General features: G+C 67.3%; 22 protein-coding genes and 1 tRNA gene. 11 read left to right on the top strand and 12 right to left on the bottom strand.

The features are described from left to right. Positions 1–22 precede the first annotated feature (22 nt). Positions 23–541, top strand: coding sequence for a DUF3145 domain-containing protein (locus Y710_RS04980; protein WP_045537680.1), 519 nt, complete (start codon positions 23–25; stop codon positions 539–541). Between the two features lie 87 nt (positions 542–628). Here the strand turns inward: Y710_RS04980 and Y710_RS04975 are convergent, their stop codons facing one another. The 7 genes from Y710_RS04975 to Y710_RS04945 form a co-directional block, all read right to left on the bottom strand. After that, a complete protein-coding gene (locus tag Y710_RS04975; protein WP_062366626.1) occupies positions 629–1753 on the bottom strand; it encodes a baeRF11 domain-containing protein in 1125 nt (374 codons plus the stop codon). A gap of 105 nt (positions 1754–1858) precedes the next feature. Next, complete coding sequence (locus Y710_RS04970) at positions 1859–2680, bottom strand: serine hydrolase domain-containing protein (protein ID WP_062366625.1); 822 nt, start codon at positions 2678–2680, stop codon at positions 1859–1861. Positions 2681–2691: 11 nt separating this feature from the next. Next, positions 2692–3072, bottom strand: a complete 381-nt coding sequence (locus tag Y710_RS04965; protein WP_045537674.1) for a hypothetical protein — start codon at positions 3070–3072, stop codon at positions 2692–2694. 27 nt (positions 3073–3099) lie between these two features. After that, a complete protein-coding gene (locus Y710_RS04960; RefSeq protein WP_045537672.1) occupies positions 3100–3978 on the bottom strand; it encodes a hypothetical protein in 879 nt (292 codons plus the stop codon). A gap of 120 nt (positions 3979–4098) precedes the next feature. Further along, a complete protein-coding gene (locus tag Y710_RS04955) occupies positions 4099–5229 on the bottom strand; it encodes an NDMA-dependent alcohol dehydrogenase (protein ID WP_039866974.1) in 1131 nt (376 codons plus the stop codon). A 125-nt stretch (positions 5230–5354) separates the two neighbouring features. Continuing rightward, positions 5355–6953 (bottom strand): fatty-acid--CoA ligase FadD5, encoded by a 1599-nt coding sequence (gene fadD5, locus Y710_RS04950; protein ID WP_006895192.1) that lies wholly within the window; start codon positions 6951–6953, stop codon positions 5355–5357. A 63-nt stretch (positions 6954–7016) separates the two neighbouring features. Beyond that, a complete protein-coding gene (locus Y710_RS04945; protein ID WP_062366624.1) occupies positions 7017–7817 on the bottom strand; it encodes an enoyl-CoA hydratase/isomerase family protein in 801 nt (266 codons plus the stop codon). Between the two features lie 173 nt (positions 7818–7990). Here Y710_RS04945 and Y710_RS04940 point away from each other — a divergent pair, with 173 nt between their 5' ends. Next, positions 7991–9253, top strand: a complete 1263-nt coding sequence (locus tag Y710_RS04940; protein ID WP_062366622.1) for a TetR/AcrR family transcriptional regulator — start codon at positions 7991–7993, stop codon at positions 9251–9253. Here Y710_RS04940 and Y710_RS04935 read toward each other — a convergent pair. Continuing rightward, the gene (locus tag Y710_RS04935; RefSeq protein ID WP_006895188.1) at positions 9198–9869 is read right to left on the bottom strand and encodes a hypothetical protein; all 672 of its coding nucleotides are present in this window, start codon (positions 9867–9869) and stop codon (positions 9198–9200) included. The two genes, Y710_RS04940 and Y710_RS04935, sit on opposite strands and share 56 nt — an antisense overlap. A gap of 127 nt (positions 9870–9996) precedes the next feature. Between Y710_RS04935 and Y710_RS04930 the strand changes: the two genes are divergently transcribed. From Y710_RS04930 to Y710_RS04920, 3 genes are all read left to right on the top strand, one after another. Continuing rightward, positions 9997–11136, top strand: coding sequence for an acyl-CoA dehydrogenase family protein (locus Y710_RS04930; RefSeq protein WP_006895186.1), 1140 nt, complete (start codon positions 9997–9999; stop codon positions 11134–11136). After that, on the top strand, positions 11126–11815 hold the full coding sequence (locus tag Y710_RS04925; RefSeq protein ID WP_062366620.1) for a GntR family transcriptional regulator: 690 nt from the start codon (positions 11126–11128) through the stop codon (positions 11813–11815). Before Y710_RS04930 ends, Y710_RS04925 begins: the two co-directional genes overlap by 11 nt. 64 nt (positions 11816–11879) lie before the next feature. Further along, positions 11880–11951 (top strand) — tRNA-Asn (locus Y710_RS04920). A 72-nt stretch (positions 11952–12023) separates the two neighbouring features. Here Y710_RS04920 and Y710_RS04915 read toward each other — a convergent pair. After that, a complete protein-coding gene (locus tag Y710_RS04915) occupies positions 12024–12968 on the bottom strand; it encodes an iron-containing redox enzyme family protein (RefSeq protein ID WP_231875679.1) in 945 nt (314 codons plus the stop codon). 206 nt (positions 12969–13174) lie between these two features. On the opposite strand from Y710_RS04915, the gene Y710_RS04910 reads away from it, so the two are divergent. The 3 genes from Y710_RS04910 (at position 13175) to Y710_RS04900 (ending at position 14749) form a co-directional block, all read left to right on the top strand. Then, positions 13175–13672 (top strand): DUF6098 family protein, encoded by a 498-nt coding sequence (locus Y710_RS04910; RefSeq protein ID WP_062366616.1) that lies wholly within the window; start codon positions 13175–13177, stop codon positions 13670–13672. A gap of 130 nt (positions 13673–13802) precedes the next feature. Beyond that, a complete protein-coding gene (locus Y710_RS04905) occupies positions 13803–14525 on the top strand; it encodes a HemK2/MTQ2 family protein methyltransferase (protein ID WP_231875678.1) in 723 nt (240 codons plus the stop codon). Next, a complete protein-coding gene (locus Y710_RS04900) occupies positions 14522–14749 on the top strand; it encodes a CDGSH iron-sulfur domain-containing protein (protein ID WP_006895173.1) in 228 nt (75 codons plus the stop codon). Before Y710_RS04905 ends, Y710_RS04900 begins: the two co-directional genes overlap by 4 nt. On the opposite strand, the gene Y710_RS04895 is transcribed toward Y710_RS04900, so the two are convergent. After that, entirely contained in the window at positions 14746–15396 is a 651-nt protein-coding gene (locus Y710_RS04895; RefSeq protein ID WP_006895172.1) for a response regulator transcription factor, read from the bottom strand. The two genes, Y710_RS04900 and Y710_RS04895, sit on opposite strands and share 4 nt — an antisense overlap. Positions 15397–15544: 148 nt before the next feature. Between Y710_RS04895 and Y710_RS04890 the strand changes: the two genes are divergently transcribed. The 3 genes from Y710_RS04890 (at position 15545) to Y710_RS04880 (ending at position 17912) form a co-directional block, all read left to right on the top strand. Beyond that, positions 15545–16249 carry a PAS and ANTAR domain-containing protein gene (locus Y710_RS04890; RefSeq protein WP_062366614.1) on the top strand — a complete coding sequence of 235 codons (705 nt, stop codon included), beginning with the start codon at positions 15545–15547 and terminating at the stop codon, positions 16247–16249. Positions 16250–16329: 80 nt separating this feature from the next. Beyond that, a complete protein-coding gene (locus Y710_RS04885) occupies positions 16330–17502 on the top strand; it encodes a zinc-dependent alcohol dehydrogenase (protein ID WP_062366611.1) in 1173 nt (390 codons plus the stop codon). 44 nt (positions 17503–17546) lie between these two features. Then, positions 17547–17912, top strand: a complete 366-nt coding sequence (locus Y710_RS04880; protein ID WP_039866925.1) for a VOC family protein — start codon at positions 17547–17549, stop codon at positions 17910–17912. A 22-nt stretch (positions 17913–17934) separates the two neighbouring features. Here Y710_RS04880 and Y710_RS04875 read toward each other — a convergent pair whose 3' ends face one another. Further along, positions 17935–18693, bottom strand: a complete 759-nt coding sequence (locus Y710_RS04875) for a SigB/SigF/SigG family RNA polymerase sigma factor (RefSeq protein ID WP_052692385.1) — start codon at positions 18691–18693, stop codon at positions 17935–17937. A gap of 254 nt (positions 18694–18947) precedes the next feature. Continuing rightward, positions 18948–19535: an HdeD family acid-resistance protein gene (locus Y710_RS04870; RefSeq protein ID WP_006895167.1), complete on the bottom strand. Its 588-nt coding sequence runs from the start codon at positions 19533–19535 to the stop codon at positions 18948–18950. Positions 19536–19712: the final 177 nt, after the last annotated feature.

Below are 19712 nucleotides of genomic sequence, written 5' to 3'. Positions count from 1 at the left end.
TCGTCGAACCGGAGGTGAAAAGGTGCGCAATCTGAATCAGTTTGCGGACATGACGAGCGGCGTGGTCTACATCCACGCCTCTCCCGTCGCGCTGTGCCCGCACGTGGAGTGGGCGCTGTCGTCGACTCTGAATGCGCGGGCCGACCTGAAGTGGTCCGAACAGGACGCCGAGCCCGGCCGCATGCGTGCGACCGTCGACTGGACGGGGCCGGTCGGTACCGGCGCACGGCTGACCAATGCGCTGCGCGAATGGTCCGGCCTGGTCTTCGAGGTGACCGAGAACCCCAGCGAGGGTGTCGACGGCGAACGCTTCTGCTATCTGCCGGGGCTGGGTCTGTGGCGTGGGTCCACCGGAGCCAACGGTGACGTGATCGTCGGAGAGATGCAGTTGCGCGCGCTGATGGACGCACAGCCCGACAGTGCCGGCCTGGCCGGAGAGCTCGACGCCATCCTCGGCACCGCGTGGGACGAGGGCCTGGAGAACTACCGCATGGGCGGTGTCGGCGCAGAGGTCACGTGGCTGCGCCAGCGGGTGGGTTGAACCGCCGCCGCACCCCGGTTCTTCGACAGACGACGGCCGCTCGGAGCGTTCTGCTCCGAGCGGCCGTCGTCTGTCGCGAGCTCTGTCCTAGGTACTCAGCGGGTAACGCAGCCGAGCCGTCACGGTGCCGTTCCAGATGTCGGAGACGATCTCGGACGCGCGAACCGGAATCACCCGGCCGCCCGTCTGCAGCACCCACACCGCGATGCGTGACAGCAGGTCGTAGCCGTCGTCGGCGTACGTGACGTCGCCCGTCTCGTTGTCCAGGCGCCCGAGGACGTCGACGGTGAAGTCGTACACCAGGGTGTCGACGTTGCCCGCGACCGCCGCCCGTGCCACATCCACGAGGTCGGTCGCGACGAGGCCCTTGGCCACGCCGTCGGCGATCTTCTCAACCGTCGCGTTGGCGCGGCGGGAGTTGATGTCCGCGAGTTCCTGGCGGATCCTGGCATCGATCTGCACCGCCGTCAGTTCGTCGGGGCTTCCGGGCACCGCGACGAGTTCGCGGAAGCCGCGGTCGAGGTTCCGGTACATGTCCAGCAGCGGATCGGCGGCGAACACGAACAGCGGGCGCTCGGCGGACGGGTCATCGGCGTCGATCGCCTTCACCACCACCTCGTGCACGCGTTTGGCGTACGTCTCGAGGAGCAGCTTGGTGCCCTCGTCGCCGTGCAGCCGACGGGCATGGATCCGTCCGCGCACCGTCGCGCGATTGGTGGCCTCCGCGACATCGCCGATGCCGTCTGCCTCCACCTCCATCTCCGACGCCAGCTCCGTTCCGGACGCCTGCCACAGGTTCCACCCGTCGGCCGACAGCGTCAGCGCGTAGGCGTCCTGCGGGGCCGCCGCCGCGCGCACCAGCTGCCCGACGTCGAAGTAGCTGCCGACCTGAAGCTGGTTCTCCAACTGGTTCGGGAGGACGAACATCTCCCCCTCTTCCGGAGTGATGAACACCGCCAGCGAGTGCGACAGCTTGCGCCACCCCTCGTCGGCGAGAATCGCCGTGGTCCTCTCGCGCAGGGCCGACTCCAGCGCGTGGTTCCCGCCGCCGTTGCGGAGCGACCGGATGGCGCGGTCCATCGCGCTCTTGACCGTGGTTCGGGCGAGATCGTACTGCGCGGCACTGGCCTGCGCATAGACGGTCACCGCGTGATCGCGCGGCGACCCGAGTTCGAGCAGCTCCGTCGTGGTCGGGAGTTCATAACGTGCCACGAAACGCCTCCTTCGGGTTCTCGGGTGCGAACGCGGCGACGACGCGCCCCCGCACCCGACTGACTCCACCCGGATGTGAGGCGAGACCGCGTCCTGGTTCCGAGGCTACCCGCCGGAGCCGTCGAGTTCGTCGAGTATTTCCTGGTTGAACTCACTCCAGAGGGGCTTGGCCCACGGCCCGAAAGGCCGGTCGGTGAGGACCACCGCGGCGGCCCGCCGATCGGGGTCCACCCACAGGAAGGTCCCGGCCTGGCCGAAGTGCCCGTGAGTCCGCGGGGAATGAGCGGGAGCCGTCCAGTGCGGGCTCTTGGTTCCCCGGATCTCGAAGCCGAGGCCCCAATCGTTCGGCCGGTGCTTGCCGTAGCCGGGGACGAATCCGTCGAGCCCGGGAAACTGCACCGACGCCGATTCCGCTGAGAGACCGGTGGAGATCAGCCGGGGTGCGAGCCGCTCGGCGGCGAACCGGGAGAGGTCCGCGACGGTCGACCGCGCACCGTGCCCGGCCGGACCGTACAGTTCCGTCGCCGTCAGTCCGAGCGGATCGCAGACGGCCTCGCGCAGATAGTCGGCGAAGGCGATGCCGGTCTCCGCTTCCACCGCTTCGGCGAGCACCTCGAATCCCGCGCTCGAGTAGATCCGCTGTTCGGCCACGCCGGCGACCACCTGCCGGCTGTCGAAGGCCAGGCCCGATGCATGCGCCAGCAGGTGCGCGACGGTGGCTCCGGGCGGGCCGGCGGGAGTCCGCAGATCGATCGCGCCCTCTTCCACCGCGACGAGCACGGCCTGCGCGACGAGGAGCTTGGTGACCGACGCGAGCTCGTACACGCGGGCGAGGTCGCCGAACGTTCCGGCGGTTCCCTCCGCGGTGAGCACGGCCGCGGAGACGTTGTCGACAGGCCAGTCCGAAAGCGTCTCGAGTGATCTCACGCCTACCGACCCTACTCACCGGCACGATCGCGCGTTCGGTGTCCCGGCGTGGCGGGATCCCGCTCCGCCCTGATGATGTTGACCGACCGCGCGTAGACCGACTCCACTGTCAGCACCACCGCGCACAGGATCGCGATCGTGCCCGGTACGAAGACCAGCAGATCGTCGATCCTGTCCCATGCGGCCGGACTCCACAGCGCGACCCACGTCAGCATCAACGCCACCACCGTCGAGAGTTCGCCGAGAAAGCTCACCACCACGAACAGCAACGCGGCCCGCCGATGACGCCGCACCGACGTACGCGAGAAGTGGAAGTTGGCCGCGAACGCCAACAGCAGGACCGCGAACAATGACAGCAGTAGCCCGAGATCGTCACTCGTCAGCTCACGCACGGCACTCCCCGTCTCCGATCGGTGCGGTCAGCGGACCGGCGTCGGCGTGCCTGCGGGAGCGGGCGTCTCGACATCGGTGTTGACCGAGGGCTTGCCGTCGGAGCCCGTCGTGAACTGGTCGTCGTCGAGCGTGGAGGTGACGTCGTCGACGTCGCCGAGCACGGCGTCGACCCGCTCCACCGGGATCCCGCAGTTGTTGATCGCCTCGGAGACCCACTTCTTCGTCAGCCGGTCCTTGCCGTCAGCGTGCGCCTGGTCCACCGTGCCGTCGAGTATCGTCGCCGACCGCCGGAGATCGGGTACGTCGGCGCAGACGTGGAAGACCGAACCGCCCTTGGTGTAGTACACGCGGTTCTTGCCCGTCAGCTGCTCGACCACATTGGTCTCGACGCCGTACTGCTCCACCGAGGGCGGATCCCAGTCGGCGCCGGCCAATCCGACCAGAGCCGCGACGACGATCGCCACTGCGCCCGCGATCCCCTTCTGCTTCCCGTCCATGTCCTTGTTCAGGAAGATCAGGACGATCAGCGGGAGGAAGGCGATCACCGTGACGATCACGCCGAGCTGGTTCTGAACGAAGAATCGGACCCGGTCCTTCTCGGACGCCGGATCGTAGCGATTGGCCTTCTTCCACAGCAGCGATCCGGCCAGCGCGAACGCGCCGATGACGACGATCATCACGATCAGCAGCCACATCCGGAGCGGATCCTGACGCAGCACCCAGAAGATGGTGACGAGTTCACCCGCGATCGCAACTGTCCACAGCACTGCGGCGACGATGCGCAGAGTCAGAGCCGTCGACTTCGCCTCCGGCGAGGCCGCCCAGGCTCCGCCCTCGACGGTCTCGCGCTCGGCGATCTCCGCTCCCCGCTCGGCACGTGAACGCGAGCTCCTCTTCTCGGTCATCTCTCCCCTTCGCCGCCGGCAGTCGGACCTCCGGCCGCTGCCCGGGCCCACTGCATATGAAGATCCGCCGGCCCGATGAGCCGGCGGATCTTCAGGATGTCAGAATCTCGCGAGCGGGGCCTAGCGATCGGCGTCGGTGTAACGGATGACGCCGCGGATGTTCTTGCCGTCGAGCATGTCCTGGTAGCCCTCGTTGATCTGGTCCAGACTGTACTGGCGGGTGATCATCTCCTCGATCTTGAGCTTGCCGATCTTGTACATCGACAGCAGATTCGGGATGTCGAGCTTCGGGTTGGCGCCGCCGAAGATGCTGCCCTGCAAGTTCTTCTGCAGCAGCGTCAGCATCGACAGGTTGAGCGTGACCTGGTTCTCCATCATGTTGCCCATGCCGGTCAGCACGCACGTGCCGTTCTTGGCGGTGATGCTCAGCCAGGTGTCGACGTCCTCGCCGTGCACCTCGCCGACGGTGACGATCACCTTCTGGCACATCCCCCACTCGGTGGCGTTACCGATCTCGTTCATGGCCTCCTCGACGGACGCGAAGGCATGAGTCGCACCGAACTTCAGGGCCTGCTCACGCTTCCACTCCACCGGATCGATGGCGAAGACGTTGCGCGCGCCGGCGATGACCGCACCCTGCAGGGCAGCTGTTCCGACGCCACCGACGCCGATGATCGCCACATCCTCACCCGGGCGGACGTCGCCGCTGCGGGTGGACGATCCGTAGCCGGTCGGGATGCCGCAGCCGCACAGTGCCGCGACCTCGAACGGGATCTCCTTGTCGATCTTCACCGCCGACGCCTCGTGCACCACCATGTACGGGCTGAACGTGCCGAGGAGGGTCATCGGGTACACCGGCTCACCGGCGGCCGTGTGGATGCGGAAGGTGTGGTCGGAGACGGCTTCGCCCTGCAGCAGCATGGCACCGAAGTCGCACAGGTTGGCCACGCCCGCCTTGCAGGAGCGGCACTTGCCGCACGACGGGATGAACGACAGCACCACGTGGTCGCCGACCTCGAAGTCGGTGACGCCCTCACCGATCTCCTCGACCACACCCGCTCCCTCGTGACCGCCGAGGATCGGGAACCCGCCCATCGGAATGCCGCCGGTCATCAGGTGATGGTCCGAGTGGCACATGCCCGCTGCTTCCATGCGGATCTTGATCTCGTGCGCCTTGGGATCACCGATCTCGATCTCTTCGATCTTCCACGGCGTGTTCAGCTCCCGGAGGATGGCGCCCTTGGTCTTCACAGTCATTTACCTCGATTTCGAATCCCGTTGCGGCGAGGCCGCATCCCACAGATGACGTACGGCCTCAGCCGCATCTGCTAGTGAGGGTAGTCACTTCTCGACAAAAATGAAACACGTTACAGTTCTCAATTCTTGAGTCCGGCGTCTTTGCTGCCGTACGCCTCTCGCAACTGCGGCTTGACGACCTTTCCGCCGGCATTGCGCGGCAGTTCGTCGACGATGACGAGATCCTTCGGGTGCTTGAACCGCGCCAGATTCTCGTTCAGGAACGGTTCCATCTCCTCCAGCGTCAGGTCGTCGACCCCGTCGGCGAGGACGACCACCGCGACCGGCACCTCTCCCCACTTCTCGTGCGCGCGGCCGATGATCGCGGCCTCGGCGACCTTCGGGTGGCCGAAGAGCACGTTCTCCACCTCGGCGCAGTAGATGTTCTCTCCCCCGGATATGATCATGTCCTTCGCTCGGTCGACCACGTAGAGGAAACCCTCCTCGTCCTGACGCACCAGGTCGCCGGAGTGGAACCAGCCTCCGGCGAAGGCGTCCGCGGTGCCCTGCGGGTTCTGCCAGTAGCCGGCCATCAGGTTGGGGCCGCGGTACACGATCTCGCCGACCTCGCCCTGCGGCACGTCGTTCATCGCGGCGTCCACCACGCGCGCGGTGACGCACGGGACGACCTTCCCGATGGAGCCGAGTTTGCGCAAGGCGTCCTTGCCCTCGAGCACGCACGTGATCGGCGACATCTCGGTCTGTCCGAACACGGCCACGTTCATCGCGTCCGGGAAGGTCTCGTTCATGGCTCGCAGCACCGTGTCCGAGGCCGGCGCAGCGCCCCAGCTGACCACGCGCAGCTTGAGCTCGCGGGGACGTGCCTGCTGCGCGGCGCACACCGCCTGCCACTGCGCGGGCACCAGGAAGATGGAGGTCGTGCCCTCCGCCTCCAGGACGTCGAGCATCTGCTCGGGATCGAAATTGCCGAGCGGATGAATCACGGTGGTCGCACCCATGTAGAAGGTCGGCGTCATCGCACCGAGCGCCGCGATGTGGAACATCGGGGCGACGCAGGACGCGATGTCGTCGGATGCGGTGTTCAGCGCCTGAATGCACGTGACCGCCTGCGCCTGCAGATTCTGGTGCGTCAGCATCGACCCCTTCGGCTTGCCGGTGGTGCCGGACGTGTACATGATCAGGGCGACGGTGTCCTCCGGCACGTCGATATCGGGCAGCGGCTCACCCTGCTCGGACACGAGATCCTCGTACGCCAGGTGCGCGGGGTTCGCGACGTCGCCGACCGTGATGATCTCCTCGACGGAGCCGGTGATCTGCGAGACGGCGTCGGCCAGCGGGGCCAGCATCGTCTCGGTCGCGATCACCCGGGCACCCGAGTCGGAGACGAGGAAGGCCACCTCGGCGGGTGCCATCCGGATGTTGACCGGGACCGGGATCGCCCCGATCAGATTCGCGGCGAGCGTGAGTTCCACGTACTCGGTCCGGTTGAGCATCAGGACCATGATTCGATCGCCGAATCGCACACCGCGGCGCAGCAGCGCCGCCGCCAGCGAATGCGTCCGGTGGTCGAGCTCCCGCCATGTGGTGCTCTTGCCCAGGAAACGCAAGGCCACCCCGTCCGGGCGGGTCTCGGCGTGTCGGCGGACCTGGTTGTTCCAATGGTTGCGGCGCGAACGGAGCGGTTCGTCGGTGAGCGTGAAGCCCAGGGTCTCGGTCATGTCATCTCCTGTCGAGGTGCGGAAATAGCGGGCGCGGCGAGACGCACGGGTGACGCCGGTCGGTCAGCGGCCGGCGACGAACGACGTCAAGGCGGACTGGAACTCCGGCGACTGGAGGAGCTCGGTCTGACCGGAGATCTCACGCTCGAGCGCCTCGTCGAATCCGCTCAGCGAATGGCGGTCGAGAGCCGACTTGGTCAGCGCGAGCGCGCGCGGGGAACGGCGGGCCAGTCGTCCGGCAACCCGGTCGACGGCCGCCGCGAGCCCGGCCGGGTCATCGAAGAACGCCGTGATGAGCCCGGCGTCGTACGCATCGGCGGCCGACAGCTTCTCCCCGAGCAACGCCATCGCGTTGGCCCGAGCACGGCCGACCGCCGCGGTGAACAGGGCCGACGCTCCTCCGTCCGGCATCAGGCCGATATTGACGAATGCGAGCATGAAGTAGGTGCGGCTGGTGGCGTAGACGAGATCGGCCGCGACAGCCAGCGACGCGCCGATGCCGACTGCGGCACCGTCGAGCGCGGCGATCACCGGCATCGGCAGCCCCCGAACCGCGCGGACCAGATTCGACCCGTTCTCGATGATCGCCCGGGAGGCGGCCTCGTCGAAGCCTCCCGAGCCCCGCGCGTCCTGCGCCATCCCCGCCACATCGGCTCCCGCGCTGAACGATCCGCCTCGACCGGACACGATCACCACGCGGACGTCGGGACTCGCCGCCCACTCGTCACACAGGGCGATCACGCGCGCGGACGCGGGCCCGTCGAGTGCGTTCATCTGCCGGGGCCGGTCGATCTCCAGACGCGCGATCCCGTTCGCATCGATGCTCGCCCAGACCCCGTCACGGCACTCGGCCTCGCTGATCATCGCGCTCCTCGACTCGGTGAACCCTGGCAATCGCCCCCACCGTAGCACCGGAAGTGATCTACGTCATGCGAATGTAAATTAACTTACCACCCTAATAATTGTCCTCTACCAGCTTGTTCTCTCTTCTAGGTTTCCAGATTCATCGCAACGGAGGTTCGCTAGCATCGTTTCTCATGGAAACCGGAGACGACTGCGGCACCGCCGAACGCACACGCAGACGCCCGGCCGACAGGCGGGAGGTGATCCTTGCTGCCGCCGCGCGCAGTTTCGCTTCGTCCGGATTCCACGCCACCCGCCTCGGGGCGATCGCCGACGAGGCCGGAATCTCAGCGCCCGCGCTGTACAAGCACTTCTCGGGCAAGTACGAACTCTTCGCTGCCTCGCTGATCCATCTGGCCGGACAACTGGCCGCCGCGGTCGCCGCGGTGCCCTCCGAGGACGACCCGCGCAGCGAACTGCTCGCCGTCGTCCGGTCGATTGCCGCCAACGCGCTCGACAACCGCGAATCCGGGAACGTCTACCGGCGCGAACCCCGGCTGTTGCGGGGAGACGATCGCCGACGCCTTGCGGAACTGTCGGCGACGACCCGGAACCGGCTCACCGCACTCCTGCGCGGAATGCGCCCCGAAGTCGACGACCGGACCGCGCGGATTCTGGTGACCGCCACCCTGTCCGTCGTCGCCAGCCCGGTGACGCACCGGATCGGTCTCGCCCGTCGTACCGTCCTCGACGTCCTGTGCGCGGCAGTGGAGACTCTCATCGATCTGGACCTGCCAGAGCCGCAGCCCGCGGCCGGCACTCGGGGTCTCGCCCCGGCCGGTCGGCGCGAGACGATCCTCACCGAATCGATCCGACTGTTCGCCGACCGCGGGTTCCATGACGTGACCCTCGAGCAGATCGGCGCCGCCGCCGGTCTTCCGCCGTCCGGTGTGTACCGCCATTTCCCGTCGAAGAACGCGATTCTCGCCGCGGCCCTGTGGCGCGGCTCGGAACGCACCACCGCCGCGATCGCCGAAGGTCTGGCACACGCGAACACTCCCCGCGAGGCACTCGTCGCGCTCGCCGCCGAGTACAGCGCACTGTGCGTCGGCGACCCCGGGATCATGACGGTCTACCTGCGCGACACGGGAGTGCTCGATCCTGCCGACCAGCGCGCGCTGCGGCGTCAGCAGCGCGTCAACGTCGACGAATGGGCGACGTGGCTGCAGCGCGCCCGGCCCGGGGTGGCCCCCGGCGTCGCCCGATTCCTGGTGCACGCGGCACTGAACGTCGCCACGGACCTGACGATCGCCGACCGCGACCTCGATGCACCGACCATCGCGGTCGTCGTCACGGCGGTGCTCACCGGCGAGACCGCTTCGGCACAGGCCGTCGGGGCGCTCACACCACCGACAGATCCGACAGCTTCCACGAATCACCGTCGCGCGACATCGTGATCTTGATGCGCGACTGGTAGTCGATGCCCTCCTTCGACGCATCGGGCGCCAGCGGCGTCTTGACGTTCTGGTCGATCGCGACCAGGACCACCGCCTCGTCGTCGGAGATCGACACGACTCCGGCTTCCCTGGCCACGGCCGTTCCGGTGGCCTGCGCGGCGTCGTTGCCCTCCCGCGCCTGCTGTGAGGATCGGATGTACCGGTCGGCGAAATCAGGCGTCGAGATCGATCGGATCCGCTTGTCGAGATCGGCGTAGTCGCCCGCCGAGTACGTCAGCACGGTGGTCGCGTACTGCTTCGCTGCGACGATCGCCCCCTGCTCGTCTGAGCGCCCCGAACCCGCCGAGTCCTCCGAGACGAGCAAGTAGGCGAGGATCCCGACGACCACCACCAGAAGCGCCGTCGTCGCGGCGAACGCGATGGCGAGCTTGCGCGGCGAATCGGCCGGTCCGCCGACACCGATCTCGATGAGATCCTGATCGCCGTCGGCCTTCTCGACGCGCTCTTCGTCACGGATCCGGGCCCGGCGTTCGCGGTTCTGCGCCAACAACTCCGCTCGGTCCGGGTCCGTTGCTTCCGGCTTCGTCGCTCGTTCGTCGTCGCTGCTGTCGGCCATGATCACCCACTGTAATGATGCGCGAAGGATGGTCGTATGTGACACATGCCACTTCCCCGATCGCTAGATATATGTGATACGACTTGTAGGGATCTGTTTCATTCAGCCGATGTCAAGGAGTCACCCCGTGGTCGAATTCACCCCCGAACAGGCAGCTTTCGCACAGGCGGTCGCCGACTTCTGTGAGCGCGAGGTCGGCACCCGGCAGCGGCGAGACGCACTCACCAACAACGGGACCGAGGCCCACTCCGACGAGCTGTATCGGAAGATGGCCGGCCTCGGCTGGGCCGGAATCAACGTGGCAGAGGAATTCGGCGGCGCCGGCGCGGGCAACGTCGAGATGTGCATCTTCCTGGAGGAGGCCGTCCGCGGCCAGGCTCCGATCGGCGCGGTGGGCCCGACCCTCATCACCGCTGCCGCGTACGCCAAGTTCGCGCACGACGACCTGCGGCGCGAGGTGCTCGCGGGCGTGGTCGCGGGCGACTCACTATCGATCTCGATGTCCGAACCCGAGGCGGGGTCGGACGTCGGCGCCCTGACCTGTCGCGCGGAGAAGGTCGAGGGCGGCTGGAAGATCAACGGGCAGAAGACCTGGTGCTCCAACGCACACTTCTCGAAGAGCATCCTTCTCATCGCCCGCACCGACCGCTCCGGCGGAAAGCACGAGGGTCTCACCCAGTTCCACGTCCCGGCCGACACCCCCGGACTCAAGATCAGCGGTATCGACACGCTCGGCGGCCGCGAGGTGAACGACCTCTACTTCACCGACTGCTTCGTTCCCGATTCCGCAGTCGTCGGCGAGGTCGGCAACGGGTGGCGCCAATTGATGTCCGGGCTCAATTCCGAGCGCCTCATCCTGGCGGCGATGCAGTTGGGACTCGCGCGACGCTCATTCGACGACACTCTCGCCTTCATCACCGAACGCAAGCAGTTCGGTCGCCCGGTCGGCTCCTTCCAAGCGCTGCGCCATCGGATGGCCGACCACGCCACGGAGATCGCGTGCACCCGGGAGCTCGTCTACAGCGTCGCCCGGGCCGCGGATGCTCATCCGGACCGGCTGATGCCGCGGGAGGCGTCGATGGTGAAGCTGAAGGCAACCGAGACGAGCAAGAAGATGACCATCGACGGGATGCAGATGATGGGCGGGTACGGCTACGCCACCGAATTCGACGCCGAGCGTCTCATGCGGTCGGCGATCATCTCGACCGTGTTCGGCGGCACCAACGAGATCCAGCGCGACATCATCGGAAAGACCTATGGCCTCTGACGCCACCCCGGTCCGTCAGCGGCGACGCCCGCAACTGTCCGAAGAGGTCGCGTCGATCCTCCGGCACAAGATCATGACCGCCGAGGTGCTGCCGGGAGCGCGGATTCGCATCGACGAGACCGCCGTGGAACTGGGCGTGAGCGTCACCCCGGTCCGCGAGGCACTGCTGACCCTGCGGGGCGAGGGCATGGTCCTCCTCGCCCCGCATCGCGGCTACGAGGTCGCTCCGCTCACTCGGACCGACGTCGACGATCTGTTCTGGCTCCAGGGCGAGGCCGCGGCACGGATCGCCCGTCGCACGGCGCGGGTGGTGACCAGTGCGCAGATCGACGAGCTCGCCTGGGCCAACGCCCGGTTCCGCAGCGCCGTGAGGTCAGGCGATCACGAGGACCTCACCGATGCGGAATTCGAGTTCCACCGCACGCACAATCAGATCAGCGGCAATACGAAGCTGGCCTGGGTGCTGCTCAACACGACCCGCTACACACCCCACGCGCTGTACGCGTCGGACCCTGAGTGGGGAGAGCTGACCGCGGATCTGCACGACGAGCTGATCGTCGCCTACCGATCCGGTGACCCGGACGCTGCGGCCGAGTGCATCCGCCGGGAGTTCACCGACGGCGCCGCGCGGCTGATCGCCCATCTGTCGCAGACTCAGATTTGGCAGAACGCCCCCTGAACTGCTGTTTTGCACTCTCCCGGAGACATGGGATAGAGTCTGTTCTCGTTCGCAACGAGAGCAATCCCCCATAGCTCAACGGCAGAGCACTCGACTGTTAATCGAGCGGTTATTGGTTCGAATCCAATTGGGGGAGCGACGAGAGACCGCCTCTTCACCGAGGCGGTCTCTTCGTTTTCCCACCGGTCTGGCGACACGGCGAAGCCGGTCAACACCGCATCAGCGAACGCCCGGCGTTCCATGCATCGACGAAGGCATCGTCCAGCCTGCTCTCCACTGCCTGGAGGGCCCGGATCCCGAACACGACGTCGTCGGCGAGATCCGGCTCGTCGGCGATGAGCGGCGCGACGACTTGATCACGCATCACGAGCTCGTGCACGGCGTCGGCCTCGACGTGTTCACGGTAGAAATGCCGGGCCGCCTCCGGAGCGTCGATCCGCTCGAGTCCTTTGAGAAGCCACGCCGAGCCCACCGGCGAGGTCATCTCCGTGGCGGCGAAGTGTCCGACCGTCGCTCCGCGGCGTGAGCCTCGCAGCGCGAGACACGACATGAGGTTCACGGTCGCCAGCACCACGGCGGGAGCGTCGTTGAGATAGCCGAGATAACTGTGGTCGAGCCCTGTGGCCGACAGCAGATCGGCGTACAGCTCCTGGTGAACACGCTCACCGCGTCCGCCGCCGTACTCGTCGAACTCCACCGCCACGAAGGCCGCCTTGGCATCTCGACGCAGCCGGGGAATCGCCCACGCGTGGGGATCGGCCTCCTTCAAGTGGTAGACGGAGCGCGCCTTGAAATAGTCGGCGAACTCGTCTTCGGTGCCGTGACGGCGCAGATGCGCCGTCGCTCCCTCGGGAACGGCCCGTGCGAGCGCGTCGAGTTCGGCATCGGCGGTGCCTTCGTCGCTCAGCGGCGACAGCCGATCCGCCACGGCGTCGAGGAACCGGTCCTCGAGACGGACGCGCGCGTCGATGACTGCCGGGTCCCACTCGCAATCCCTCCCGGCGTCGGCCCACCCGCGATAGTGCAATTCGTGGCACACGGTCAACGACAGCTGCAGATCGTCGCCCCACGGATCGAGCCCGTCCGGCACGTCGATCCGGGACGGACGGCGGTCGACCTTCGCGCGTATCGCCTCGATGAGGACTTCGGACATCGGTCCGCGCGGTTCCGGCATTCGCGGGATCACGCGTTCCCGAATCGATCCCGGTCGGGACATCGGGCATCACCTGCCTTTCATCGCCACGGCAGAAGTACCCTCCCTGAACGAAAGCAAACCATCGCAGGACGTGACCGACGCCCGGTCGGGTACCCGATGCTTCATCAGGCACTGAACGAAACACGCGAGACGGAGCGAGATCGATGGCCGACCAGAACACCCCGCAACGGAGCACCGCTCCCCTTTTCACCCGTCAACCGCCGCCGACACCCCGGCTGCGCACGCTCGAGACATTGGACGAGGTCGTCGACGAGATCGCCGACCGCGAGCCGGTGTACATCAGATACTCACACGGTCCGGCGACGGACGCGGAGGCCGGACCGAGCCTCGACTACGAGGCGGCATTCACGTTGCCCGGGTTGTCGGTCGCATCGCTGACTCCCGAACCGTGGTGGACACGGAGCCCGAAGCCGTGGATCGCGCGACGCATTCGCAAGTATGCCGAACTCGACGCCCCCGACCGCTACGCCTGGCTTCTGGCCGGCGAGGTGGTGGGCCGCGGGCCCGACCACGAGCCGCTGGTCCGCCGGGTCGACGTCATCGCCCGCCTCGCTCCGCAGGTGCTGTCGGAGGCGGCTGAGGTCTACGAGGAGATGTTCGAGGCGGGCCGCGATTCCCGGGCCGACGCATCCGACGGTTGATCGGCCGCACGGCGGGGTACTCCTCACTCGACCGACGAGCCCGTGTGCTCGTACCCAGATGGCCGGAGGTTTGTCCATGAGCACGACCGCGTCGAGAGCTGAGTCCGTATCGAGGCAGCGACCCCTCGGAGTGCGAAGCGCCGTCACCGACTCGCTCCTGATCACGTCGGACGTGTCCGCGCTGCACCGTGTCCAGGACGTCTATCGACCTCAGGAGGACACCGCTCTGCTGGTCGACGAACTGACCTCGGCAGACCTCTCAGGACTCCGCGTGTTGGATCTGTGCACGGGTTCAGGCGCGGTCGCCGTTGCCGCCGCTCTGGCCGGCGCCCAGGTCACCGCCGTCGATTCCTGCCGCCATGCGGTGGCCCGAACGCGCCGGTCAGCCGCGGACGCCGGGGTCGAGGTACGGACCGTCTGTGCCGATCTCGCGGACGTGAGCGAGACCGGCTTCGATGTCATCACTTGCAACCCGCCCTATGTGCCGACCCCGCCCGGCACGGAGATGTCGGCGGTCGGGCCCCGGCACGCGTGGAACGGTGGCCCTGATGGCCGCGCCGTGCTCGACGTGGTGTGTGCCATCGTGCCCGGGCTGCTCGCCGACGGTGGAACGGTGTTAATCGTGCAATCCGAACTGTCCGGCGTCGACGCCACGGTGGCCGCACTGCGCGCCGCGGGTCTGCGGACCGAAGTCACGTCCGAACGACGGATTCCGTTCGGGCCCGTCGTCAGGTCGCGTCACGACGCCCTCGTGGAGTCGGGATTCCTCGACCCTGAGTCGGACGACGAAGCGATCGTCGTCATCCGGGCGCAGCGGACCGGGGACCGCCCGGGACGAGCGGAGTCGGCATGACCGACGGACGCCGCCGAGTACGAGTGGTGCCGAAAGGCCCGATTCTGGTGGAGGGGCCGGTCGACGTGCAGCGGCCGGACGGATCGGTGCTCCACTGCGACCGTTTCCAGGTGGCTGTCTGCGCGTGCGGCTTCAGCGCGACGCCGCCGCTGTGCGACGCCTCCCATCGTCGGCGGCGACCGCGGAAGCCGACCGGCACCGCCGAGGCCGCAAACGGAGACTAAGCGCCTCGACCTCGGCGCGGCCGGTCGGGCACGAAACCGTGGTGCACACCCCAGAGAACGGCCTGCGCACGCGTGGTGACACCGATGCGGCGATAGCACGTGCGGATATAGGTCTTCACCGAATTGATCGACAACCCGGTGCTGTCGGCGATGTCGGCATTGCTCAGCCCCTGCGTGATGAGGGCCAGTACCTCGGCCTCCCGCTGGGTGAGACCCTCCTCCCGGCCAGGCCAGTCGCCCGCACTGCTCACCGCGGTCTCCTGCCGGCTCGCGAAGACGGTCGAGGACGGTTTCGCCGCGTGGATCTGCTCCAAGGCGTCCACGAGTTCCCCTGCGGGGAGTTTCTTGGATACGAGCGCGGCCGCACCGTTGTCGAGGGCCGCAGTGACAGCCGGCTCCGAGACCTCCCATGCGTACACGACCACCTTGCGCACCCGATGGTTCGCGACCAGGTCGGAGATCATCGAACGGTCGGCCGGCGGATTGGCGAAGGAGTCGTACAGCGCGATGTCGACGTCCTCGGCGACCTCGCCCGAGGTCGAGAGCGCCTGTACGCGCACGCGGTCGGAGTACCGCCGGAGCATCGTCGCCAGCCCCCGCACCACCACGTCGTAGTCGTCGATGAGGGCTACTCGAATCGGATCCATACCCAACCGTACCCATTTCCGGTACACCCCTAGGGGTGAGCCTTTTAACCCCTCGAGTCGCTTACGGTCGACGCGACGGCGGATCGAATCCCTCCGCCCGACGACAGGTGCAGGCCCGGCCCGCACCGACTCCGAAGAGGACACTCCTGTGCAAGGACACGACGGCGTCGCCGATCCCGTCGACCCCAGGCTCGCGGTCGACCAAACCTTCCAGTTCGGACGGTTCTGGTATTACCGCGATGACGACCGCTGGGAGTGGTCGGATCAGTTGGCCCGCCTGCACGGCTACGAGTCGGCCGAGTCGGTGGTCCCGACCAGCGACCTGCTGCTCAGACACAAGCACCCGGACGACAAAGACCGAGTGGCCGACCTCATCGATCGTGTCCGGCGGGCCGGCGAGCCGTTCAGCAGTCAACATCACATCATCGACACCCGCGGCGCGGTGATTCCGGTTATCGTCATCGCCGACGTACTGCAACATCCGGACGGTCGGCGACAAGGCACGTTCGGCTTCTACGTCGCGGCATCGCACAGCGGGACTGCGGCAGGCGGCAGCGCGGTGGTGCCGTCCGGGCGGGCCCACATGGACATCGACGAAATGGTCCGCCGGCGGTCGACGATCGAACGGGTCAAGGGCGCACTGATGCTGGTCTACCGGCTCGACGCCCAGCAGGCCTTCGACTTACTCGTCTGGCGCTCGCAGGAGTCGAACACGAAGCTGTACTCCCTCGCAGCCGCCATCGAGTCGAGATTCGTCGACGTCGACATGCCCTCGCGCGCCCGAACCAGCTTGGATCGAGTCGTGCTCAGCGCGCACGAGCACGTCCGTCGCGACCGGTCGGAGCACGCCTGAACCGCCGCGCGCACGTTTAGATCCGGGCGCACCCGGGCAACCACACCGTGGACACCATGTCTATCGAGTGAGGAGTCCCGATGCGTGCCGTCACATGGCAGGGCCGACGCGACGTCCGGGTGGAGACCGTCCCCGACCCGCGGATCGAAGAACCGACCGACGCCGTGATCCGCGTCAGTTCGACCAACATCTGCGGGTCGGACCTGCACCTGTACGAGGTCCTCGCGCCGTTCATGAAGGCCGGGGACGTCCTCGGCCACGAGGCGATGGGAACCGTGGAAGAGGTGGGGGCCGACACCGGCGACCTCCGAGTCGGTGACCGCGTCGTCATCCCGTTCCAGATCTCTTGCGGTCGTTGCTACATGTGCGACAGATCGCTCTACACCCAATGCGAGACCACCCAGGTCCGCGAAAAGGGGACGGGCGCGGCGTTGTTCGGCTACTCGGAGCTGTACGGCTCGGTCGCCGGCGGTCAAGCGGAGTATCTCCGCGTGCCCCAAGCCCACTTCACCCATATCAAGGTGCCGGACGGACCTCCCGACAGCCGGTTCGGCTACCTCTCCGACGTGCTGCCGACAGCGTGGCAGGCGGTGGAGTACGCGGACGTTCCCGACGGCGGGTCGCTCGCCGTGATCGGCCTGGGGCCGATCGGCGATATGGCCGCACGCATCGCCGCGCACCGCGGGATCCGCGTGATCGGCGTCGACAGAGTGCCTGAGCAGCTCGCCCGAGCCGACGCGAACGGAGTCGAGACGGTCTCCGCCGACGACGACGTCGCTACTGCGGTGCGCGATCTGACGTCGGGCCGGGGCACCGACTCCGTGATCGACGCGGTGGGCATGGAAGCGCACGGATCACCGGTCGCGAAGGCTCTGCAGCACGCCGTGGGCCTGCTCCCCGACGCGGTCGGTCGGCGGATCGACACCGCCTTCGGCGTCGACCGGATGTCGGCGTTGCACACCGCGTGCGACGTGGTCCGGCGAGGCGGAACGGTCTCCGTCTCCGGTGTGTACGGCGGTGCGATCGACCCGATGCCGATGTTCAAGCTCTTCGACAAACAGGTGCAACTCCGGATGGGACAGGCCAATGTGAAGCGCTGGACCGACGCCATCATGCCGCTGCTGACCGACGACGATCCCCTCGGGGTGGACCGCTTCGCCTCGCATCGGCTGCCACTAGACGACGCCGCAGACGCGTACCGGAAGTTCCAGGAGAAGTCGGACGGATACGTCAAGGTCGTCCTCGAACCCTGACGCCGCGCCGCCCGTCGCGGGTTTGACAACGAGAGGAGAAGCTCATGCTGGCGCTGGACTCGGACGAACCATGCGTACTGCTGACCGATCACGTCGACACTCTGGCGGACTTCTGGTCGAAAGCGCTGCACCTCGCCGTCGGGGACGCGGACTCCGATCGCGCCGAACTGGTCGATGACGGCCGGCGCGTCCAGCTCATCGTGCGACGCGTGATGCCGCCGCGGCCGCAGTCTCGGATCCGATTGTCGGCCTTCGATACTCAGGACGTCGCCGCCGCTGTCGAGCGGCTGATCGCGTTCGGCGCCTCGTCGCCCCGGACCCCCTATCCGTCGACTCCCGGGCACGCTGTGGTCATCGATCCCGACGGCAACACCGTGGAGATCACCGCGACGGTGGGCTCGGACGACTGACCGCGGCGCACCACGGGGCCGATCACGTCGCCGTCAACTCCTGCCGCAAGGTGGCGATCGACTGACGCAACAGCCGAGAGACATGCATCTGCGACATCCCCGTGCGTTGGGCGATCGCGCTCTGCGAGAGGTCTTCGAAGAATCGGAGACCGAGGATGCGGCGCTCCCGCGGCCGCAGTCGCGCGAGCGCCGGCCGGAGAGACTGCGCGACGTCGACCAGATCGTAAGCCGGGTCGGGACGGCCGATCCGGTCGATCGCGGATCGGTCGTCGGCTGCGCCCGCCGGCTGATCGAGCGAGGCCGGAGCCGATGCGGCGGCCGCCATCCGCGCTTCGTCGATGTCGGCGAGGTCGGCATCCAGTTCGGCCGCCAGCTCGGCACGCGTCGGTAGCCGATGGAGTCGGTGCGTCAGGCGTCCTTCAGCCGTCCCGATCCTCGATGACAGTTCCTTGATGCTGCGAGGAGTGCGAAGGACCGCGGTCCGGTCCCGGAAGTGCCTGCGCACCTCGCCCATCACTGTCGGGACGGCGAATGACAGAAAATCGGACCCGCGAGACGGCGCGTACCTGTCGACGGCCTGGACCAGTCCCAGTCGTGCCACTTGCACGAGGTCGTCGTGGAACTCCCCTCGGCCGCCGAACCTCTGCGCGATGTGCTGAGCGAGCGGGAGGCTCGCCACCACCGCCTCGTCTCGAAGGCACTTTCTGCGGGGATCCCCCGCGGGAAGCGCTTCGCGCTGCGCGAGCAGGTCCCGCACGTGGTCGTACCCGTCGTCGGTCATGGCAGAGCTCCTTCAACGCCGACCGCACCCAGGCGTGGCCACACGTGACCGGAGCCCGCTGTGCGGTGATGATGTGAACGCCCGGGCGCGGTGCGCCTTCCGGGCAGGAGTTCGGCTGCCGTTTCAACCGAGTGGATTCGACGCTACCCGCTGCGAGCGTCCCGCGGAAGGCAATCGGCCCCACCGACGCATATCGCCCCCGACCTGCGGGTCGGGGGCGATAGGTTTTCCGGCAGTGCCTGCGCAGTTCGGTGTCAGACGGACTTGACCTTCGACCGCAGCATGAACGCGTGCACGATCTCGACTGCGCCGACCACCACGAGCATGATGCCCGAGACGACGGTGAGGGTGGCGACCGACGAGATGGGCCAGATGATCAGGATTCCGCCGGCGATCACGGTCACGATTCCCAGGAAGATGCCCCAGCCACGGCCGGGCAGGCCGCTCGCCGAGTCCATGAAGACCGACAGTTCGGTGACTCCGCGGAAGATCCAGCCGATACCGACCCACAGTGCCAGGAGAATCACCGCGGTCTCGATGTTCCGGAAGGCCACGAAGGCCAGCAGAATCGAGATGGCGCCGGAGAGGAACGAGAGAACGCGCCACCAACCGTGGGTGTGCTGCACTCCGAAGGTCGCGGCGACCTGGAAGATGCCCGAGATCAGCAGATAGATGCCGAAAAGAATGGCGACCACCAGAAGTGTCGCCGCCGGCCAGATCAGGACGATGACGCCGAGGATCAGCGAGGCGATGCCGATTCCGAGGAGGCTCTGCCATGTGCGGGTCGCGATGTCCTTGACGGCGTCGCGCGCCGCAGCGCTGAGCGGATCATTGATTGCCAAAGTGCTCGTCGGCCTTTCTCTTTCGATGGGTGACGATCGGTGTGGACCGTCTCCGGGAACCGGGCGAGAGGCGAACTCTGTCCGGATTCATCGGAGCAGGACGATACTAGCGCGGACGGCCTTCCCCGTCCCGGTACATCGGCCCAGGTGATACGGCATCGTCACCGAGTCCGCACA

The organism is Gordonia sp. QH-12, from assembly GCF_001578675.1.
Lineage (GTDB): Bacteria > Actinomycetota > Actinomycetes > Mycobacteriales > Mycobacteriaceae > Gordonia > Gordonia sihwensis.
The sequence above is the reverse complement of the archived record's forward strand: the minus strand, read 5'-3'. Positions and strand labels throughout refer to the sequence as shown.